14 protein-coding genes are annotated in these 19412 nt (G+C 68.4%); 5 read left to right on the top strand and 9 right to left on the bottom strand.

From position 1 onward, the window contains the following. Positions 1 to 18: 18 nt before the first annotated feature. The 4 genes from FL625_RS00975 to FL625_RS00960 form a co-directional block, all read right to left on the bottom strand. Positions 19 to 918 carry an NAD(P)-dependent oxidoreductase gene (locus FL625_RS00975; RefSeq protein ID WP_149586765.1) on the bottom strand — a complete coding sequence of 300 codons (900 nt, stop codon included), beginning with the start codon at positions 916 to 918 and terminating at the stop codon, positions 19 to 21. A 23-nt stretch (positions 919 to 941) separates the two neighbouring features. Beyond that, positions 942 to 2507 carry a trimethylamine methyltransferase family protein gene (locus FL625_RS00970; RefSeq protein ID WP_149586764.1) on the bottom strand — a complete coding sequence of 522 codons (1566 nt, stop codon included), beginning with the start codon at positions 2505 to 2507 and terminating at the stop codon, positions 942 to 944. After that, positions 2504 to 4942 (bottom strand): GcvT family protein, encoded by a 2439-nt coding sequence (locus FL625_RS00965; RefSeq protein ID WP_149586763.1) that lies wholly within the window; start codon positions 4940 to 4942, stop codon positions 2504 to 2506. Before FL625_RS00965 ends, FL625_RS00970 begins: the two co-directional genes overlap by 4 nt. Before the next feature lie 73 nt (positions 4943 to 5015). Next, positions 5016 to 7442: a GcvT family protein gene (locus FL625_RS00960; RefSeq protein ID WP_149586762.1), complete on the bottom strand. Its 2427-nt coding sequence runs from the start codon at positions 7440 to 7442 to the stop codon at positions 5016 to 5018. A gap of 177 nt (positions 7443 to 7619) precedes the next feature. Here FL625_RS00960 and FL625_RS00955 point away from each other — a divergent pair, with 177 nt between their 5' ends. Further along, a complete protein-coding gene (locus FL625_RS00955) occupies positions 7620 to 8474 on the top strand; it encodes a LysR family transcriptional regulator (RefSeq protein ID WP_149586761.1) in 855 nt (284 codons plus the stop codon). On the opposite strand, the gene FL625_RS00950 is transcribed toward FL625_RS00955, so the two are convergent. After that, positions 8434 to 8856: a hypothetical protein gene (locus FL625_RS00950; protein ID WP_149586760.1), complete on the bottom strand. Its 423-nt coding sequence runs from the start codon at positions 8854 to 8856 to the stop codon at positions 8434 to 8436. The genes FL625_RS00955 and FL625_RS00950 overlap by 41 nt on opposite strands. Continuing rightward, positions 8846 to 10504: an NAD+ synthase gene (locus FL625_RS00945; RefSeq protein WP_149586759.1), complete on the bottom strand. Its 1659-nt coding sequence runs from the start codon at positions 10502 to 10504 to the stop codon at positions 8846 to 8848. Before FL625_RS00945 ends, FL625_RS00950 begins: the two co-directional genes overlap by 11 nt. Before the next feature lie 168 nt (positions 10505 to 10672). Between FL625_RS00945 and FL625_RS00940 the strand changes: the two genes are divergently transcribed. Further along, positions 10673 to 12130: a 2-isopropylmalate synthase gene (locus FL625_RS00940; protein WP_149586758.1), complete on the top strand. Its 1458-nt coding sequence runs from the start codon at positions 10673 to 10675 to the stop codon at positions 12128 to 12130. Between the two features lie 23 nt (positions 12131 to 12153). Here FL625_RS00940 and hutC read toward each other — a convergent pair whose 3' ends face one another. Beyond that, positions 12154 to 12840, bottom strand: a complete 687-nt coding sequence (gene hutC / locus FL625_RS00935) for a histidine utilization transcriptional repressor HutC (RefSeq protein ID WP_149586757.1) — start codon at positions 12838 to 12840, stop codon at positions 12154 to 12156. Then, a complete protein-coding gene (locus FL625_RS00930) occupies positions 12837 to 14189 on the bottom strand; it encodes a formimidoylglutamate deiminase (RefSeq protein ID WP_149586756.1) in 1353 nt (450 codons plus the stop codon). Before FL625_RS00930 ends, hutC begins: the two co-directional genes overlap by 4 nt. 66 nt (positions 14190 to 14255) lie before the next feature. Here FL625_RS00930 and hutI point away from each other — a divergent pair, with 66 nt between their 5' ends. The 3 genes from hutI to hutU all read left to right on the top strand — a co-directional run bounded on the left by hutI (position 14256) and on the right by hutU (position 18733). Next, positions 14256 to 15449: an imidazolonepropionase gene (gene hutI, locus FL625_RS00925; protein WP_149586755.1), complete on the top strand. Its 1194-nt coding sequence runs from the start codon at positions 14256 to 14258 to the stop codon at positions 15447 to 15449. After that, on the top strand, positions 15439 to 16980 hold the full coding sequence (gene hutH / locus FL625_RS00920; RefSeq protein ID WP_149586754.1) for a histidine ammonia-lyase: 1542 nt from the start codon (positions 15439 to 15441) through the stop codon (positions 16978 to 16980). Before hutI ends, hutH begins: the two co-directional genes overlap by 11 nt. A gap of 67 nt (positions 16981 to 17047) precedes the next feature. Continuing rightward, positions 17048 to 18733, top strand: coding sequence for a urocanate hydratase (gene hutU / locus FL625_RS00915; protein WP_149586753.1), 1686 nt, complete (start codon positions 17048 to 17050; stop codon positions 18731 to 18733). 15 nt (positions 18734 to 18748) lie between these two features. Here hutU and FL625_RS00910 read toward each other — a convergent pair whose 3' ends face one another. Continuing rightward, positions 18749 to 19369, bottom strand: a complete 621-nt coding sequence (locus FL625_RS00910; RefSeq protein WP_149586752.1) for a YdeI/OmpD-associated family protein — start codon at positions 19367 to 19369, stop codon at positions 18749 to 18751. Positions 19370 to 19412 lie beyond the last annotated feature (43 nt).

The following is a 19412-nucleotide window of genomic DNA, read 5'->3' as shown; positions in this document are numbered from 1 at the left end:
CACGCCACCCTCAAGCCGTCATTCCAGACGGGCCGGAAAGCCCGGGGCCCGCAGGTCGGTGCCCAGCAGATCCTCCAGCAGCTTGGCGATCATCGGCGACTGCGCCTCGCCGCCATAGGCCGCCTTGGCCGCGATGTAGGTCTGGTTGGTCATCGAGGCGAGGTCGAGCGGCACGCCGAACTCCTTCCCGAAGCCAAGCGCGAAGCCGAGATCCTTCAGCGCGAGGTCGATGTTGAAGGCGATGTCGTAGGAGCCGTTCAGGATCAGCGCGCCTTCGGTCTCATGCACGAAACTGTTTCCGGAACTGGCGGCAATCGCATGCCAGGCCTGGCCCAGATCAAGGCCCCCGCGCTTGGCCAGCATCAGCGCCTCGGACGTGGCCTTGAGATGGATGAAGGCCAGCATGTTGGTGATGACCTTGATGATCGAGGCCGACCCCAAAGGCCCCATGTGGAAGATCCGGTCGCCCATCGCCTGCATCGCCTTGTGGTGCAGGTCGAAGAGGTCGCGGTCCCCGCCCGCAAGCATGGTGATCTTGCCCTGACAGGCCAGATGAACCCCGCCAGTCACCGGCAGTTCCATCATCCGCACCCCGGATTCGGCGGCAACGGCGGCCAGTCGCAACACCTCGTCCCGGCCAAGGGTGGACATCTCGACCCAGGACGCGCCCTTCCGCATGTGCGGCAGGACGTTGCGCAGGACGCGCTCGGAGACCGCAGGCGACGGCAGGCAGGTGATGACATGATCGACCGAGGCCGCCAGCTCCTCGGCACTGGCTGCAAGCGTCGCTCCGGCTGCCACCAGCGGCTCGGCCAGGTTCGGATTCAGATCGTAGACAGTGACCTTGAAGCCGTCCTTGACCAGACAGCCCGCACAGGCCGCCCCCAGGTTTCCCAGGCCGATATATCCGTAATGCATTTCTTTTCCGTGCCTTGCATGGCTTATTTGAAGTAGATGTTGAACCGCTTGCGGATGGCCGCATCAATCTCGGGATCGACCCGGCAGCCGGCCTTGGCCAGGATCGCATTCTTCCGGGTAATGGCGGTGTCTAGGAGCAGGGGCTTGCCCGCCTCGTTCCATTCCTTCGGCGACATCCGGTTGCCGACGTTGGGGTAGATGTATTCGGTCTGCATCAGCTTCAGCGTCTGGTCCGAGCCGAGATAATGGCCCGGCCCGCCAAGGCAGACCTCCTTCATCGCGTCGATAGAGGTGGAGTCCGGGGTCACGTCGATGCCGCGCACCAGCCGCATCGCCTGACCCAGCAGGTCATCGCCGAGGACCAGGCTTTCCAGGCAGAAGCCCAGCAGCGAGGCGTGCATCCCGACCGCCTCGTAGCACATGTTCAGCCCCGCAAGGCCGGCGAGCGCGTTGGTAATGCCCTGCTCCCACCCGGCCTGCATGTCGGGCAGCTTCGAGTCGCTGATCCCCGAGGCCGCACCGCCCGGAAGGTCGTAGAACCGATGCATCTGCGCGCAGCCGGCGGTCAAGAGCGCCTGTTCCGCGCTACCCCCGGACATGGCGCCTGTTCTCAGATCCGAAACAAAAGGCCAGGTCCCGAAGATCGCCGGCGCGCCGGGCTTGATCGCGTTGACATAGACCACGCCCGCGAGACATTCGGCCACGGCCTGCACGATGGCCAGCGCAATCGGAGCGGGAGCCGTTGCCCCGGCCTGGCCCGCGCTGAGGAGCAGCATCGGCATGCCGCGCCGGATGCAATCCTCCATCGTGATGCAGGATTCCTCGGCGAACTTCATCGGCGGGACGACGAAGCAGTTGGAGTTCGACACGAAGGGCCGCTCGCGCCACTTCTCCTCACCGCCCGCCACCATGTAGAGCATCTCGAAACAATCGGCGACATGCGAGGGGTCAGAGAAACTGGTGCCGACATGTTTCGTCGTCCCCGCCAGGCAGGCGTAAAGGGTGTTCAGGTCCATCTCCCGGTTGTCGGTGACATCCCGGCAGACCATGGTGCGCTGGTAGAAATGGATGTTGTCGAGGTTGTCCACCAGCCGCGCCGCATCATAGAGGTCCTGCGCGGTGGATTCGCGATAGTCGAGCGTCACCGGATCGACGATATGCACCGCCGCGCCGGCCGTTCCGTAGTGGACGTTGGTGCCGCTCAGATGCAGGTCGTGCTTCGGGTCGCGGGCATAGAGCGTTATGTTGCGGGCGGCAATGGCCAGCATGTCCTCGACCAGCGCGCGGGGGAACCGGATGCGGCCGTCATCGCCCAGAATCGCACCGGCCTCGGTCAGGATTTTCCGCCCCGATTCAGGGGCTTGCGAAAGACCGATCTGCTCCAGCGCGTCCAATGCCGCGGCGTGGATCTGCTGCACGCCCGCCTCGGTCAGCGGCTTGTACTGACCGCCTGGCAATCCGGGACGAACTGGCTTCACGTCGTCGGCCAGGGGGGCGGCGCGCAGCGCAACACGGGCCTGCCGGCCGCCGGATCGCCGGGCACGGGCAGGTTCGCAGGTCTCGCCGGGCAGGTCGGAGAGGTCGGTCATGCCTTTACCCTTTCGGAGTTCGGATCGTACATCGGAACGAGGCTGGCGACGGCCGCGTGGCGCTGGCCCGCCACCTCGATCTCATAGGTGGAGCCAAGGATGTCGTCGTCGGTCTGCCCCTTCGCCGGGACATAGCCCATGCCGATGGCCGAACCCAGGAAATGGCCGTAATTGCCGCTGGTCACCGGCCCGACTATTTCCCCATCACGAACAATCGCCTCGTTGTGGAACAGGAGCGGCTCGGGGTCCTTGAGCCGGAACTGCACCATGCGGCGGTCGAGGCCCTGCTGTTCGCGGCGCAACACCGCCTCGCGGCCGAGGAAGGCGGGTTTCTTCCGGCTGACGGTTAAGCCGAGGCCGGCCTCCAGCACATGATCCTCATCCGTGATGTCGTGGCCCCAGTGACGATAGGCCTTCTCGATCCGGCAGCTGTCGAGCGTATGGAGACCGCAGAGCTTCAGGTCCGGCTGGGCCTCCATCAGCGTCTCGAAGACATGGGCGGTCTGGTCGGTGGGTATGTACAGCTCCCACCCCAGCTCGCCCACATAGGTCACGCGATGGGCGCGGGCGAGACCCATGCCGATCTCGATTTCCTTCGCCATGCCAAAGGGATGGGTGGCATTGCTGAAATCGTTCGGCGAGACCTTGGCCAGGACCTCGCGCGACTCCGGGCCCATCAGGCAGAGGACGGACTCGGATGCCGTCACATCGGTGATGACGGCGAAGTCGTCTCCGACATGGGCGCGCATCCAGGCGAGGTTGCGTTGCAGCGTGGCACCGGGGACGACGGCAAGATAGGCGGTCTCGGACAGGCGCGTAATGGTAAGATCGGCCTCTATCCCCCCGCGCTCGTTGAGGAACATGGTATAGACGATCCGCCCGGGGGCCACGTCCATCTGCGCCGAACAGATGCGGTTCAGGAAGGCGCAGGCGTCACGGCCCTCGACGCGGATCTTGCCGAACGAGGTCATGTCGAACAGGCCTGCGGCCTCGCGCACCGCCATGTGCTCGGCGCGCTGGTTGTCGAACCAGTTCTGCCGCTTCCAGCTGTAGCGGTATTCCCGCTCCTGCCCCTCCTTCGCAAACCAGTTCGCGCGTTCCCAGCCCGCAACCTCGCCAAAGACTGCGCCGCGCGCTTTCAGGTGCTCGTGGATCGGCGAGCGGCGAACGCCGCGGGACGTCACCACCTGTCGATACGGGAAGTGGTCGGCATAGAGGAGGCCGAGGGTTTCGGAGACCCGCTCCTTCAGGTAGCGGCGGTTTTTCTGGAAGGGCTGGGCGCGACGGATGTCCACCTCCCAGAGGTCGAAGGGCGGCTCGCCCTCGGTGATCCAGTGCGCCAGCGCCTGACCGGCCCCGCCGGACGACACGATGCCGATGGAATTGTATCCGGCCGCGATCCAGTAGCCCTTCACCTCGGGCGCCTCGCCCAGGTAGTAGCGGTCGTCGGGGGTGAAGGATTCCGGCCCGTTGAAGAAGGTGTGGATGCCGGCGGTCTGGAACAGCGGCATCCGGTTCATCGCCTGTTCGAGGATGGGCATGAAGTGGTCCCAGTCCTCGGGCAGGGTGTCGAACTCGAAGTCCTTGCGGATGCCCTCCATCCCCCAGGGCTTGGCCTTGGGCTCGAAGGCGCCGAGCATCATCTTGCCCGCGTCCTGCTTGTAATAGGCGCATTCGTCCGGCACCCGCAGGACCGGCAAATCGCCAAGCCCGTCAACGGGTTCGGTGACGAGATAGAAGTGCTCGCAGGCGTGCAGCGGCAGCGTCACGCCGTTCTGCGCGGCAAGGTCGCGGCCCCACATCCCGCCGCAGTTCACGATGACATCGGCGGCGATATGGCCCGGCCCCTCGGCGGTCTCGTAGTCCACGCCCGTGACGCGACCGCCAGCGGTCGTCACCTTCGTGACCAGCGTGTTCTCGAAGATTCGCGCGCCCCGCATCCGCGCGCCCTTGGCCAGCGCCATCGCGATGTTCGCCGGGTCGCATTGTCCATCAAGCGGCAACGCAACCGCGCCCACGACACCGTCGATGTTCAGGTGCGGATACCTGGCCTTCGCCTCCTGGGGCGAGATCTCGTGCACCTCGACGTCGAAGATCCGCGCCACCGTGGCCTGCCGCAACAGCTCTTCATGCCGCTCCTTCGTCAGGGCCACGGAAATCGAGCCGACCTGCTTCATCCCTGTGGCAACCCCGGTCTCGGCCTCGAGCCCGCGGTAGAGATCGGCCGAATACTTGGCGAGCCGCGTCATGTTGGCCGAGCCGCGCAGCTGCCCGATCAGCCCCGCCGCATGCCAGGTCGTGCCACTGGTCAGCTTGCGCCGTTCCAGCAGGACCACGTCGGTCCAGCCCGCCTTGGCCAGGTGATAGGCCACCGAACAGCCCGAAACGCCGCCCCCGATCACCACCGCCCGTGCCTTCGTCGGAATTTCAGCCATCACTCAGGTCTTTCATCTGTCCGGAAATATCCCACGGGGGTCCGGGGGTGTGAAACCCCCGGTCCGCCCGCCATCACGCGCGGATGCGCTCGTTCTTCGCGTCCCAGGCCGGACCGTCGGGCAGGACCAAAGCCTTCACCCGGTCGCCGAAGATTTCCACCTCGACCTCGGTCCCGGCGACGGCGAGGTCCGCCCGCAGCATCCCCAGCGCCATGGAATGCCCCACCCGGTAGCCCCAGGCGCCCGAGGTCGTCTCACCAACGACCTGCCCGCCGTGCCAGAGGGTCGACATGTAGGGCGCATCGCACTCGCCGGCCTCGACCTTCAGCGAAACGAAGCGCTTCTTCACGCCGCGCTGCTTTTCTGCCAGCAGAGCCGCCTTGCCGGGGAAATCGTGGTTCCAGTCGATGAACCGTTCAAGCCCGCCCTCCAGCAGCGAATAGTCGGTGGACAGATCGCCCTTCCAGGCGCGGTAGCCCTTCTCGATCCGCAGGGAATTCAGCGCCTTCATGCCGAAGGGCCTGGCCCCGCCCGCCAGCAGCGCGTCGTAGATGTGCGGCGCATCGGCCAGGTCGCAGTGGATTTCCCAGCCGAGTTCCCCGGCGAAGGAGACCCGGATCAAGGCCACGTCCCTGCCCGCCACCTTCGCGGCAGCCTGGACCGACAGCCAGGGCAGCGTCAGGTCGGCCTCGGCGATCCGCGACAGGAGCTCGCGCGACTTCGGACCCGTCACGATGAAGCAGGCCACCTTGTCGCTGTGGTCCTCGATCACGCAGCCCTCGGGCAGGCCCTTCCGCAGCACGTCGGCATCGTGCCATTGCGCGACGGCGGCGGTGATCAGGCCGACCATGTCCTCGCCATGCACCATGCAGGACATCTCGGTCACGATCCGGCCCCGGTCGTCGGCGAAATAGACGAGGCCGATGCGCCCCTCGGCCGGCAGGCGCGAGGCGGTCAGCCCCGCCACATGCGCCCGCGCGCCCGGGCCCTTCACGAGGAACCGCGAGAAGCCCGGCAGGTCGAGGACGCCGACCCCGTCCCGCACCGCCTCGCATTCCGCCTTGATCCGGGCCTCCCAGGGGCCGGCCCTGCCCCAGGTCTGCGTCGCCTCCCAACTGGTATCGTCACCGGGGGCGGCGAACCATTCGGCGCGCTCCCAGCCGTTGTAGGGCGCGAACTGGGCGCCGAGCGCTTTCAGCTTGTCATGCACCGGCGAAAGCTTGCGGTCGGGCGCGGCGGGCCAGCGGGCCATCGGGAAATGCATGCCGTATTCGTGGCCATAGACCTCCATCCCCTTCTGGACGAGGTAGTCGTGATCCTCCCACCCGGTGAAGCGGCGCGGGTCGCAGGACCACATGTCCCATTCGGTGCCGCCCTCGGTCACCCATTCCGCCAGCACCTTGCCCGCGCCGCCCGCCTGGCAGATGCCGAAGGTGAAGACGCAGGCCTCGAAGGCATTGGGCACCCCCGGCATCGGGCCGATCAGCGGGTTGCCGTCCGGCGTATAGGGGATCGGGCCGTTGATGACCTTGGTCAGGTTCGCCTTCTGCAAGAGCGGCACCCGGGCCATCGCATCGTTGATGTGCCATTCCAGCCGCTCGAGGTCGTCGGGGAAGAGCTGGAAGCTGAAATCCTCGGGCATCGGATCGTCCGGCGTCGCCCAATGCGCGCGGCAGGGGTTCTCGTAGGGGCCGAGGTTGAAGCCCATCTTCTCTTGCCGGAGGTAGTAGGAACTGTCCACGTCGCGCAGAAGCGGCAGCTTGTGGCCGACCTCCTTGGTCCAGGATTCCAGCTCCGGGATGGTGTCGAACAGCATGTACTGGTGGCTCATCACCATCATCGGCACCCGGCGGCCGAACATGGCGCCCACCTGCGCGGCATGGTAGCCGCCCGCGTTGACCACATACTCCGCCCGGACCTCGCCCTTGGGGGTGGAGAGGATCCACTCCGCCCCCGTCCAGCGTGCCGCCGTCACCGGGCAGAAGCGTTCCACCCGCGCCCCCATCTGCCGGGCCCCCGCCGCAAGGGCCTGGGTCAGCTGCGCGGGGTCGATGTCGCCGTCATAGGGGTCATAGAGTGCGCCGGTCAGGTCATGCGTCTCGACGAAGGGATAGCGCGAGCGGATCTCGTCCGGCGACAGGATGGTCAGGTCCATCCCCTGATAGCGCCCCATGCCGACGACGCGCTTGAACTCCTGCAGCCGTTCCTTCGAATGGCCCAGCCGCACCGATCCGGTGACATGGTAGTTCATTGGATAGTTCACCGCCTCGCCGAGGCCCCGGTAGAGGCCCGCCGAATAGCGCTGCATGTTCATGATCGACCAGGAGGACGAGAAGGTCGGCACGTTGCCCGCCGCATGCCAGGTCGATCCGGCGGTCAGCTCGTTCTTTTCCAGAAGCAGGCAGTCCGTCCAGCCCGCCTTCGCCAGATGATAGAGCGCCGAGGCCCCCACGGCCCCGCCGCCGATGATGACCACCCGAGCCTGCGCAAATTCCGCCATCGCCGCCTCCCCGTTCCGGCGCCACTATCAACTGCGACGCGCCCGCTTTCAATTCGGCCGGAACCCGGCTATTGATCGGGAAAAGCGATCACGACTTTCATCTGTCCTCAAATATCCTCTGGGGGTCCGGGGGGCGAAGCGCCCCCGGGGCCAGCCGCCAGCGCGAGACGCCCGACCATGCAGATCGACCTTCTCGACACCTTCCTCGACCTCGCGGAGACCCGCAGCTTCCACCGCACGGCGGAACGGCTGCGGATCACCCAGTCCACCGTCTCGGCCAGGGTCACGGCGCTGGAGCAGGCGGTGGGGAGCCGCCTTTTCGACCGCTCGCGCGCGGGTACCGATCTCACGCCGGAAGGCAAGCGGTTCGAGCCCCATGCCCGGGCGCTGCGGCACGAATGGAACGAGGCGAAGCGGCGCATCCAGATCCCGCACGGCGCGGCGCAGCTTCTGCGCCTTGGCATCCAGAACGACCTTGCGGCGGTCTATCTCGGCGACTGGGTGGCCGAGTTCCGAGCCGCCCTGCCCGAGACGGCCTTCTACATCGAGCCGGACTATTCCAACCAGATGTGTGCGGACCTTCTGACCGGGATCCTCGACTTCGCGGTGATGTTCAGCCCCAAGCCCCACCCCGACCTGCATTTCGACAGCGTGGGCGAGGTCAGCTACCGCATGATCTCGACCGAAACCCCGCGCCTCGCAGAGGTCGCGCCCGACCGTTTCGTCTTTGCCCATTTCTCGCCCGCCTTCGAGGAGATGCACCGCCAGCTTACCCCGGACCTCGCGGCCTCGCCCGTATCAGTCGGCCAGTCGGGGTCGGTCGTGTCGCTGCTGACGGCGATGGGCGGGTCGGGCTATGTGCTGGAAAAGACCGCAGCCGACCTGATCGCGGGGGGGCGCTTCATGGCGGTCGAGGATGCGCCGGACCTGCGCCAGCCGGTCTTTGCCGCGATCCACATCCGGCACCGGACCCTGCCCCTGCACCGCAGGCTTACCCAGCTCGTCGCCCGGCACTTCCGGCAAGGCGCATAGGCGCGGGCCGGGCCTCGGGGTAGCCCGCGACCGGGACACCGTTATGCCGCAGCATCCGGCCCAGGCCGAGGCGCGGGATCCAGTCCAGCACCGGCGGCGGAACCGGGCCGTAGAGATCGGTCCGCACCAGCCGCGCCGCCGCGCGCAGGGCGACCGTCTCGGGCCAGGCCAGGATCAGATCGTGATGCGCGACCCAGGCCTCGGCCCCGTCGTAGATGGCGACCAGCCGCCGCTCGCGCGGGTCGCTGCCGGAGAAGCGATAGCTGCGCACCCCTTCCATGCCCTGCAGCCGCATCCGGCGCACCAGTAGCCGCGCCGCCCGGTCGAAGCCCTCGGGGTCGCGCAGCGCGTAGAAGTTGGCGACGACGATCTCAGCCGTCATCGCGCCAACGGTTCGCGATCGGATAACGGCGGTCGAGCCAGAAGGCCTTCTGCGTCAGCCGCACCCCCGGGGCCGACTGGAACCGCTTGTATTCCGCGATGTAGAGCAGATGCTCGACCTTCTTCACCGTGGCGCGGTCGAACCCCAGCGCCACGATCTCGGCCACCGACATCTCCTTTTCCACCAGACATTCCAGGATCGCGTCGAGGACCTCATAGGGCGGCAGGCTGTCGTCGTCGCGCTGGTTGGCGCGGAGTTCGGCCGAGGGCGGGCGGGTGATGATCGCCTCGGGGATCACCTCGCCCGGCGGCCCCTTCATCCAGGGCCGGTGGTTCTGGTTGCGCCAGCGCGCGGTGAGGAACATGCGGGTCTTGTACATGTCCTTCACCGGGTTGTAGCCGCCGTTCATGTCGCCGTAGATCGTGCAGTAGCCCACCGCCATTTCCGACTTGTTGCCGGTGGTCAGCAGCATCTCGCCGAACTTGTTCGACAGCGCCATGAGCATCACGCCGCGCAGGCGCGACTGGATGTTTTCCTCGGTGATCCCGGGTTCGGTTCCCTCGAAAAGCGGTGCCAGAGCCTCGCCTACCGCCGCCTGCGCCCCGGTGATGGGCACCGTGTCATAGCGGCACCCGAGCGCCCGCGCGGCCGCCGTCGCCAGGTCAAGCGACTGCTGGCTGGTGAATTCGGATGGCAGCATCACGCAGCGCACGTTCTCCGGCCCCAGCGCGTCCACCGCCATCGCGGCGACGATGGCGCTGTCGATCCCGCCCGACAGGCCCAGCACCGCCTTCCTGAACCCTGTCTTGCGCATGTAGTCGCCCAGGCCCATGACGCAGGCGCGATAGTCGGCCTCGCCGATCGGCGGGATCTCGGAGATCTCTCCCGGGTCGGCACGCCAGCCGTCCTCGGTGCGGCGGAATGTGACCATCACCTCGCATTCGTCGAACTGCGGCAGCTGCGCCATCAGCCGCCCGCCGGGGTTCAGCACCATGGAAGAGCCGTCGAACACCTGGTCGTCCTGCCCGCCGACCATGTTGAGGTAAACGAGCGGCAGGCCGGTCTCGACCACGCGGGCCACCATCAGGTTCAGCCGCAGGTTCGGCTTGCCGCGATGGTAGGGGCTGCCGTTCGGAACCAGCAGGATCTCGGCCCCGGTCTCGGCCAGGGTCTCGGCCACGTCCGGGTGCCAGGCGTCCTCGCAGATCGGCGTGCCGATGCGGACGCCCTTCACCACATAGGGCCCGTGGACATCGGCCGAGGCGAAGACGCGCTTTTCGTCGAAGACGGCGTCGTTCGGCAGATGGTGCTTCAGGACGCGGGCATGCACCCTGCCGCCGTCGAGGATGTAGTAGCCGTTGTAGAGCCGCCCCCCCTGCCGCACCGGCCCGCCGATCCCCAGCGCCGGGCCATCGGCGCAGGTCGCGGCCAGCGTCTCGATCGCCGCGATGGCCGCGGTGACGAAGGCGGGTTTCAGGATCAGGTCCTGGGTCTGGTAGCCGGTGACGAACATCTCGGTCAGGGCGACCATGTCGGCACCTTCGTCCCGGCCGCGCCGCCAGGCTGCCTCGGCGCGCGCCGTGTTGCCGGCGATGTCGCCCACCACGGGGTTCAGCTGCGCCAGCATCAGGTTGAACGTGTCGGTCATCGCCGCCCCCCACAATATCATCCCTTTCTACCAAACCTGGCCACAAGGGAAAGTGGCAAGGGCGTGAATTCCGACCCGCGGGTCCGCTGGCGGAGAGATGATCGTCACGCGCTTGTCACACCGGATGCCCCCCCTTACGCTTTGCCGCATCGCCCGGAGGATTCGTCCATGCGCCTGTTGCCTGCCGCCCTGCTTGTCGCCCTTGCCTTGCCCGCGCAGGCCCAGGACGGCGAGGTGATCACCAAGCAGTACGATGACGGGTCGGTCTACGAGGGCACCTTCAAGGACGGACGTCAGCACGGCACCGGGACCTACCGCCTCCCCTCGGGCTTCGAATACAGCGGGCAGTGGGTCGAGGGCCAGATCACCGGCCAGGGTACCGCGCGCTATGCCAACGGTTCGGTCTATGAGGGCACGTTCGAGAACGGCCAACCCGACGGCAAGGGCAAGATCACCTCGCCGGACGGTCGCACCTACGAGGGCGACTGGTTCCAGGGCGAGATGACCGGCGAGGGCAAGGCCACCTACGCCAACGGCTCGGTCTATGAAGGCAGCTTCGTCAAGGGCAGCCACAACGGCAAGGGCAAGCTGACCAATCCCTCGGGCTATACCTACGAGGGCGACTGGGTGATGGGGGTGAAGGAGGGCCGCGGCCGGATCACCTATCCCGACGGCACGGTCTACGAGGGCACGCTGGTCAAGGGACAGCGGTCGGGCCAGGGCAAGCTGACCATGCCGGACGGGCTGGTCTACCAGGGCGCCTGGGCGGACGGGCAGATCAACGGCAGCGGCATCCTCACCCAGCCGAATGGCGACGTCTACGAGGGCAGCTTCAAGGACGGCCTGCGCGAGGGCGAGGGCAAGCTCACCCACAAGAACGGCGACATCTATTTCGGTCAGTGGCAGCGCGACCGCCGCCACGGCCAGGGCAGCTTCACCACGCCGGACGGGTTCAAGTACGAGGGCACCTGGGTCGAGGGCCGGATGGAGGGGACGGGGTCGATCACCTATCCGGACGGCTCGGTCTATATCGGCGCGATGAAGGCCGACCAGCCGAACGGCCAGGGCGCCATCACCTATCCCGACGGGTCCACCTACCAGGGCGACTGGCAGGCCGGCGTCATCACCGGCCAGGGCCGGGCGACCTATCCGGACGGCCGCATCTACGAGGGCGCCTTCCGCAACGCCAAGCCGCACGGGACCGGCGTGATGACCTACCCCGACGGCTATCGTTACGAGGGCGACTGGGTGGACGGCCAGCGCGAGGGAACGGGTGCCGCGGTCTACCCCGACGGCAGTCTCTACAAGGGCACGTTCAAGGCGGGCCTGCGCGACGGCGAGGGCGAATTTTCCACCACCGACGGGTTCAAGTATGTCGGCCAGTGGGTCGCCGGCCGGATCGAGGGGCGCGGTATCGCCACTTATCCGGGGGGCGATGTCTATGAGGGGATGTTCAAGGACGGCAAGCGCGAGGGCGAGGGCAAGCTGACCTACAAATCGGGCCAGGTGGCCGAGGGGATCTGGCTGAACGGCATCCTGACCGCCCCGCCCGAGCCGCCCCCCGAGGCCGCAGCCGAAGCCCCTGCCGAAGGCGAGGCCCCACCCGCCCCCGCGCCCAGCCCCTAGGCCGGGTCTCGGACCGGCAGTCCTCAGAACGTCATCGTAACCCGGTGCCCCGGCGCATGCGCGAGCCGCGCCAGCGTCACCGGGCCGAGCGTGCCCTGCGTCGTCCGTTCCGCCACCAGCAGCGCCGTGCCGGGGGCGATGCCCATGACCTCGGCCTCGCGCGAGCTGGCGGGTTCGGCGGTGAAGGCGATGTCGCCCGAGACCAGCGGCACATGGGTGACGAGCCATTCGTTGGCGCTGACCGCCGCGAAATCGGGGGCAGGGTCGGGCAGGACGGCGGGGTTCAGCCAGCGCGTCTCCAAGACGAAGGGGCGGCCCCCGGCAAGGTGCAGCGTCTCCAGATAGCGCAGCCGCGCGCCTTCGGGCAGGCCGAGCCGCGCGGTGACGGGGACGGGCGCGGCCTCTTCCCGGTCGGCCAGCAGGCGGAAGTCGTAAGTCAGACCGCGGCCCAGCACGTCGAGCCGGATCACCGGGATCTCCAGCCGCGCCCGGCGGACGGGCAGCGCCGCGACACGGGTTCCCGCGCGCTTGCGGCGCTCCAGCACCCCGGCCTCGGCAAGCGCGGTCAGCGCCCGGTTCACCGTGGCGCGGGCGACGCCGAATTCCTCGGCCAGCGCCTCCTCGCCCGGGATCAGCGCGCCCGGCGGCCAGTCTCGCGCCCGGATGCGGCGCAGGACCTCGGCGCGGATCTCCTCCCAGCCGAGCGTCACAGCGCGTCCCTGAGACGGCGCATGGTGGCGCGGAAGCGATGGGCCACGGCCTCGCGGGCGATGTGGCGCCCGCCCTGTACGATATGGCGTCCGGCGGACCAGAGGTCCGTGACCAGCCCGTCGCGCCCGGCGAAGATCAGCGCATCCAGGAGCCGGTCGCCCGTCAGCCCCTCAAGCCGCAAGTCATTCGTGTCGAGGGCCAGCAGATCGGCCCATTCGCCCACCGCGATCACGCCGCGCCCCCGCCCCGCCGCCCGCGCGCCGCCCCGCGCGGCCTGGTCCCACAGAAGCCGCCCGGTGGAGCGGTCATCCGCCATCACCACCCGCGCCTTGTGGCCAAGCCTTTGCGAATATTCCAGAAGCCGCAATTCCTCGGCCAGCGAGATGCGGACGTTGCTGTCGCTGCCCACCCCGAAGGCCCCGCCCGCCGCAAGCCAGCCCGGCCCGTCGAAGATGCCGTCGCCCAGGTTCGCCTCGGTGATCGGGCAGAGGCCCGCGACCGCCCCCGTGCGGGCCAGCGCAGCCGTCTCGGAGGGCGTCATCTGGGTGGCATGGATCATGCACCAGCGGGCATCGAGGGCCAGGTTCGCGCAGGCCCATTCCACCGGCCGCGCGCCCCAGGCGGCCCGCACCTCCTCGACCTCGGCCACCTGTTCGGCGATGTGGATGTGGATGGGGCCCCGCGTCATCCCCGGCACGCGGGCCAGCGTGTTCCGACTGACCGCGCGCAGCGAATGGGGCGCGACGCCCAGCACCGCGTCGGGCAGGCCGGAGAGCGCCCGCCCCGCACCCTCCAGCACCGCCGCAAAGACCTCGGGCGAGGAGCCGAAGCGCAGCTGCCCGCCCGAGAGCGCCCGGCCATCCACCCCGCCCTGTTCGTAGATCACCGGCAGAAGGGTGAGGCCCAGCCCGGTTTCCCGCGCCGCCTCGGCAATGCGGGCGGACATCTCGGCCGGATCGGCATAGGTTCCGCCGCCGACCGGATGATGCAGGTAGTGGAACTCGGCAAGACCGGCAAATCCGGCCTCGGCCATCTCGACCATGGCCTGCGCCGCGATGGCCTGCACGTCCTCGGGGGAAAGCTGCTCGAGGAACCGATACATCAGCGCGCGCCAGGTCCAGAAGCTGTCCTGCCCGGCGGTGCGCCCCTCGGTCAGCCCGGCCATCGCGCGCTGGAAGGTGTGGGAATGGAGGTTGACCGGCGCGGGCAGGATCAGCCCATGCCCCTGCCCCGTCCCGTTGCCCGGCACCCCAGCCGTCACCTCGGCGATGCGGCCCCCTTCCACACGGATGCGGACATCGCGCGCCCAACCGTCGGGCAACAGGGCAGAGGCGGCGTGCAGGATCATGGCGACTCACTTGACTTGCATTATGTCTAGACATATTAGCCAATCCATCCCGCACAAGGCAAGCCGATGCTTCTGACCCATGCCACCCTAGCGACGATGAATGACGGCTACGGCCTGATCCCCGACGCCGCCCTGGCGCTGGAGGGCGACCGCATCGCCTGGGCCGGGCCGATGTCAGCCCTTCCCGCCGCCTTCCGCGCCCTACCCGCGCAGGACTGCGACGGCCGCCTGGTCACGCCGGGCCTGATCGACTGCCACACGCATGCGGTTTTCGCCGGTCACCGCGCGGTGGAATTCGAGCTGCGGCTGAAGGGCGCCAGCTACGAGGACATCGCGCGCGCCGGCGGCGGGATCCTGTCCACCGTCACCGCCACCCGCGCGACCTCGGAGGACGACCTTCTTGCACTGGCCCTGCCCCGGATCGACCAGCTGATCGCCAGCGGAGCCACGACGGTCGAGGTGAAATCGGGCTACGGGCTGACCGTCGAGGACGAGCTGAAGATGCTGCGCGTGGCCCGCCGCATCGGCCAGCATCGTCCGGTCGCGGTGCGGGTGACGCATCTGGCCGCCCATGCCGTTCCGCCGGAATTCAAAGGCGATGCAAAGGGTTATATCGAAAACATCGCCCTGCCCTCGCTGCGTGCTGCCCATGCCGAAGGGCTGATCGACGCCGTGGACGCCTTCTGCGAGACCATCGCCTTCTCCGTCGAGGAGCTGCGTCCGCTGTTCACCGAAGCCCGCGCGCTTGGTCTTCCGGTCAAGCTTCACGCCGAGCAGCTATCCGACCTCGGCGGCGCCGCCTTCGCCGCTGGGCACGGGGCGCTTTCGGCGGACCATCTGGAATACCTCTCGTCCGAAGGGATCACGGCGATGGCGGCGGCGGGCAGCGTCGCGGTGATCCTGCCGGGCGCCTTCTACACCTTGCGGGAAAGCCAGCTGCCCCCCATCGCCGCCCTGCGCGCCGCCGGGGTCCCGATGGCGGTGGCGACCGACCTGAACCCCGGCTCCTCGCCCATGGCCTCGCTGACGCTGGCGATGAACATGGCCTGCACCCTGTTCCGCCTGACGCCGGAAGAGGCGCTTCTTGGCACGACGGCCCATGCCGCCCGCGCGCTGGGGCTGGGCGACCGGGGCCGGATCGCGCCGGGCCTGCGCGCCGATCTGGCGCTCTGGGAGGCCGACCATCCGGCGGAACTCAGCTACCGCATCGGCGCCACCGCGCTGCATCAACGTATATACGGAGGCCGTCTTGACGCCTGAAATCCTGATCCCCGGCCAGGTCAGCCTTGCCCAGCTTGAACGTATCTACAGGCAGCGCCTGCCCGCCCGCCTGCATGACAGCGCGCGTCCGGGGATCGCGCGCGCCGCAAGCCACATCGCCGCCGCCGCGACCGGCCATGCGGCGGTCTATGGCGTAAATACAGGCTTCGGCAAGCTTGCCAGCATCAAGATCGCGCCGGAAGATACGGCCACGCTTCAGAAAAACCTGATCCTCAGCCACTGCTGCGGCGTGGGCGCGCCCATGGCCGAGGACGTGGCGCGGCTGATGATGGTGCTGAAACTTCTCTCGCTCGGCCGCGGCGCCTCGGGCGTGCGTCCCGAAATCGTGGCGCTGATCGAGGACATGCTGGCACAGGGCGTGACCCCGGTCATCCCCGACCAGGGCTCGGTCGGCGCCTCGGGCGACCTCGCGCCCCTGGCGCACATGACGGCGGTGCTGATCGGCCATGGCGAGGCGATGGTGGACGGCCAGGTGAAGCCCGGCGCAGAAGCCCTTGCGCAGAAAGGACTATCGCCGATCACGCTGGGCGCGAAGGAAGGGCTTGCCCTCATCAACGGCACGCAGTTCTCCACCGCCTATGCGCTGGCGGGGCTGTTCCAGGCCTGGTCCGCCGCGCGCGAGGCGCTGGTGATCTCGGCGCTCTCGACCGATGCGATCATGGGATCTACCGCGCCGCTGGAGCCCGAGATCCACGCCCTGCGCGGCCATCCCGGCCAGATCGAGGCGGCGGCCACGATGCGCGCGCTGCTTGCCGGCAGCGAGATCCGCGAAAGCCACCGCGAAGGCGACAGCCGCGTGCAGGATCCCTACTGCATCCGCTGCCAGCCGCAGGTGACGGGCGCCGCGATGGACGTGCTGCGCATGGCGGCCCGGACGCTCGAGATCGAGGCCAATGCCGCCACCGACAACCCGCTGGTGCTGTCGGACGGCCAGATCGTCTCGGGCGGCAATTTCCACGCCGAACCCGTGGGCTTTGCCGCCGACATGATCGCCATGGCCATCGCCGAGATCGGCGCCATTGCGCAGCGCCGCGTGGCGCTGATGGTGGACCCGACGCTCAGCTTCGACCTGCCCGCCTTCCTGACGCCGAAGCCCGGCCTGAACTCCGGCCTGATGATCGCCGAGGTCACCACCGCCGCGCTGATGAGCGAGAACAAGCACCTCGCCCATCCCACGGTGATCGATTCGACGCCGACCAGCGCCAACCAGGAGGATCACGTCTCGATGGCCGCCCACGGCGCGCGCCGCCTGGGCAGGATGGCGGCGAACCTTCACGTCATCCTCGGCGTCGAGGCGCTCTGCGCCGCGCAAGGGGTGGAGTTCCGAGCGCCCTTGCGCACCTCCGCCCCGTTGCAGGCCGCCCTGCGCGCCCTGCGCACCCATGTCCATGCCCTCGAGGACGACCGCTACCTTGCCCCCGACCTCAGCCGCGCGGCGACCCTCGTGGCCGATGGCGCGCTCTCGACGGCCACGGGTATCGCGATGCCCGATCTTCTTTCATCTGTCTGAAAATATCCTCTGGGGGTCCGGGGGGCGAAGCGCCCCCGGGGTCTCCACCCCGCACAGGAGCCAGCCCATGACGAACCCGCGCCACAACCTCCGCGATGTCTATCCCCCGACCGGACCGGACAGGACCTGCAAGAGCTGGCAGACCGAGGCCGCGATGCGGATGCTGATGAACAACCTGCACCCGGACGTGGCCGAAAACCCGCATGAACTGGTGGTTTACGGCGGCATCGGCCGCGCCGCGCGGACCTGGGACGACTTCGACCGGATCGTGGCAAGCCTCAAGGATCTCGAGGCCGACGAGACCCTGGTCGTCCAGTCCGGCAAGCCCGTGGCCATCGTCCGCACCCACACCGACGCCCCGCGCGTGCTGATCGCCAACTCGAACCTTGTGCCGCACTGGGCCACCTGGGCGCATTTCAACGAACTCGACCGCAAGGGCCTGATGATGTACGGCCAGATGACGGCCGGATCCTGGATCTACATCGGCACCCAAGGCATCGTGCAGGGCACCTATGAGACCTTCGCCGAGGCCGGGCGGCAGCATTACGGCGGGAACCTCAGGGGGAAGTGGATCCTCACCGGCGGACTTGGCGGCATGGGCGGCGCGCAGCCGCTCGCCGCGGTCATGGCCGGAGCCTGCTGCCTGGCGGTGGAGGTCGACGAGACCCGGATCGATTTCCGCATCCGCACCAGATACCTGGACGCGAAAGCTCATACTCTGGACGAGGCCCTGGCCATGATCGCCGGTTGGACGGCGAAGGGCGAGGCGAAGTCCGTGGGCCTTCTGGGCAACGCCGCCGAGGTCTTCCCCGAGCTCCTCGCCCGCATGAAGGCCGGCGGCCCGCGCCCCGACATCGTGACCGACCAGACCTCGGCGCATGATCCGCTGCACGGCTATTGCCCGGCGGGCTGGACCGTCGGCGAATGGCGCGCGAAGCAGGAGACCGACCCGGCGGCGGTGGAGAAGGCCGCCCGGCACTCGATGCGCGCCCATGTCGAGGCGATGGTGGGGTTCTGGAACGCGGGCGTGCCGACGCTCGACTACGGCAACAACATCCGCCAGGTGGCCAAGGACGAGGGCTTCGAGAACGCCTTTGCCTTCCCCGGTTTCGTGCCGGCCTATATCCGCCCCCTCTTCTGCAAGGGGATCGGCCCGTTCCGCTGGTGCGCGCTGTCAGGCGACCCCGAGGACATCCGCAAGACCGACGCGGCGATGAAGCGGCTGTTCCCCGACAACGCGCATCTGCACCGCTGGCTCGAGATGGCGGGGGAGCGCATCGCCTTCCAGGGTCTGCCGGCGCGGATCTGCTGGATCGGCCTCGGCGACCGGCACCGGGCGGGGCTGATGTTCAACGAGATGGTGGCCTCCGGGGAACTCAAGGCCCCGATCGTGATCGGGCGGGACCATCTGGACAGTGGCTCGGTCGCCTCGCCCAACCGCGAGACGGAAGGCATGAAGGACGGTTCGGATGCGGTTTCCGACTGGCCGCTCCTGAACGCGCTGGTGAACACCGCGAGCGGAGCGACCTGGGTCAGCCTGCATCACGGCGGCGGCGTCGGCATGGGGTTCAGCCAGCACGCGGGCGTGGTGATCGTGGCCGACGGCACGCCCGAGGCCGCGCGGCGGCTCGAGCGCGTGCTGTGGAACGACCCGGCCTCGGGCGTGTGGCGGCATGCGGATGCGGGCTACGAGACCGCGATCCAGTGCGCGAAGGATCACGGGCTGCGGCTGCCGGGGATCCTGGGGAACTGATCCGGCTGGCCCGGATCAGCGCTCCAGCGCCCCCTTGCCGGCAAGGATGCGCGCCCTGCCCTTCGCGATCCGGCCCTGCCGGGTTGCGGCGGTCTTGGCGCCGGCCACATGCAGCACCCAGCTTTTCCGCCGGCCGGGGGTCAGCGCCGCAAAGGCCTCGGCGAGGTCCGGGTCGGCGTCCAGAGCCTCGACCAGTTCCTCGGGCAAGGCAATATCCGACGCCTCCTTCGGCGGCAGGGTGCCGCGTTCGGCATGGGCCATCGCCTCGGCCAGACAGGCACGGATCGCCGGTTCCAGCCGCGGGGGTCCGTCATTGTCTGTGAACCGGAAACAGTCCGGGTGCCGGGTGTTCGGCCCCTGCCGCTGCAAGAGGCGCCCGGGATCGGAAAGGAGCGCGGCGTTGAACAGCGTAAGGCGGAAATCGCCGCGGAAGGCGCCGAAGATGCAGATGTTGCGGCCCGCGTGCATGTAGCAGGGATGGCCCCATTTAGCCGTCTCGCCAAGGCCCGCATCGCGGCAGATCCGCCGCAGCGCCAGGAGGCCGGTCAGCCAGGTCCGGGTAGAACAGTCTGGGGAGGCAAAGCGGTCGCAGCGGCCGCAGCCCCGGGCGAAGTAGTCCTCCACATCCGTGATCATGGCCGCCCTCCGTTCCGGAGCCCGGGAACTTTCGGCGAAAATT

Origin of the sequence: Tabrizicola flagellatus, assembly GCF_008271465.1 — a bacterium.
GTDB classification, from domain to species: domain Bacteria; phylum Pseudomonadota; class Alphaproteobacteria; order Rhodobacterales; family Rhodobacteraceae; genus Tabrizicola; species Tabrizicola flagellata.
The sequence above is the reverse complement of the archived record's forward strand: the minus strand, read 5'-3'. Positions and strand labels throughout refer to the sequence as shown.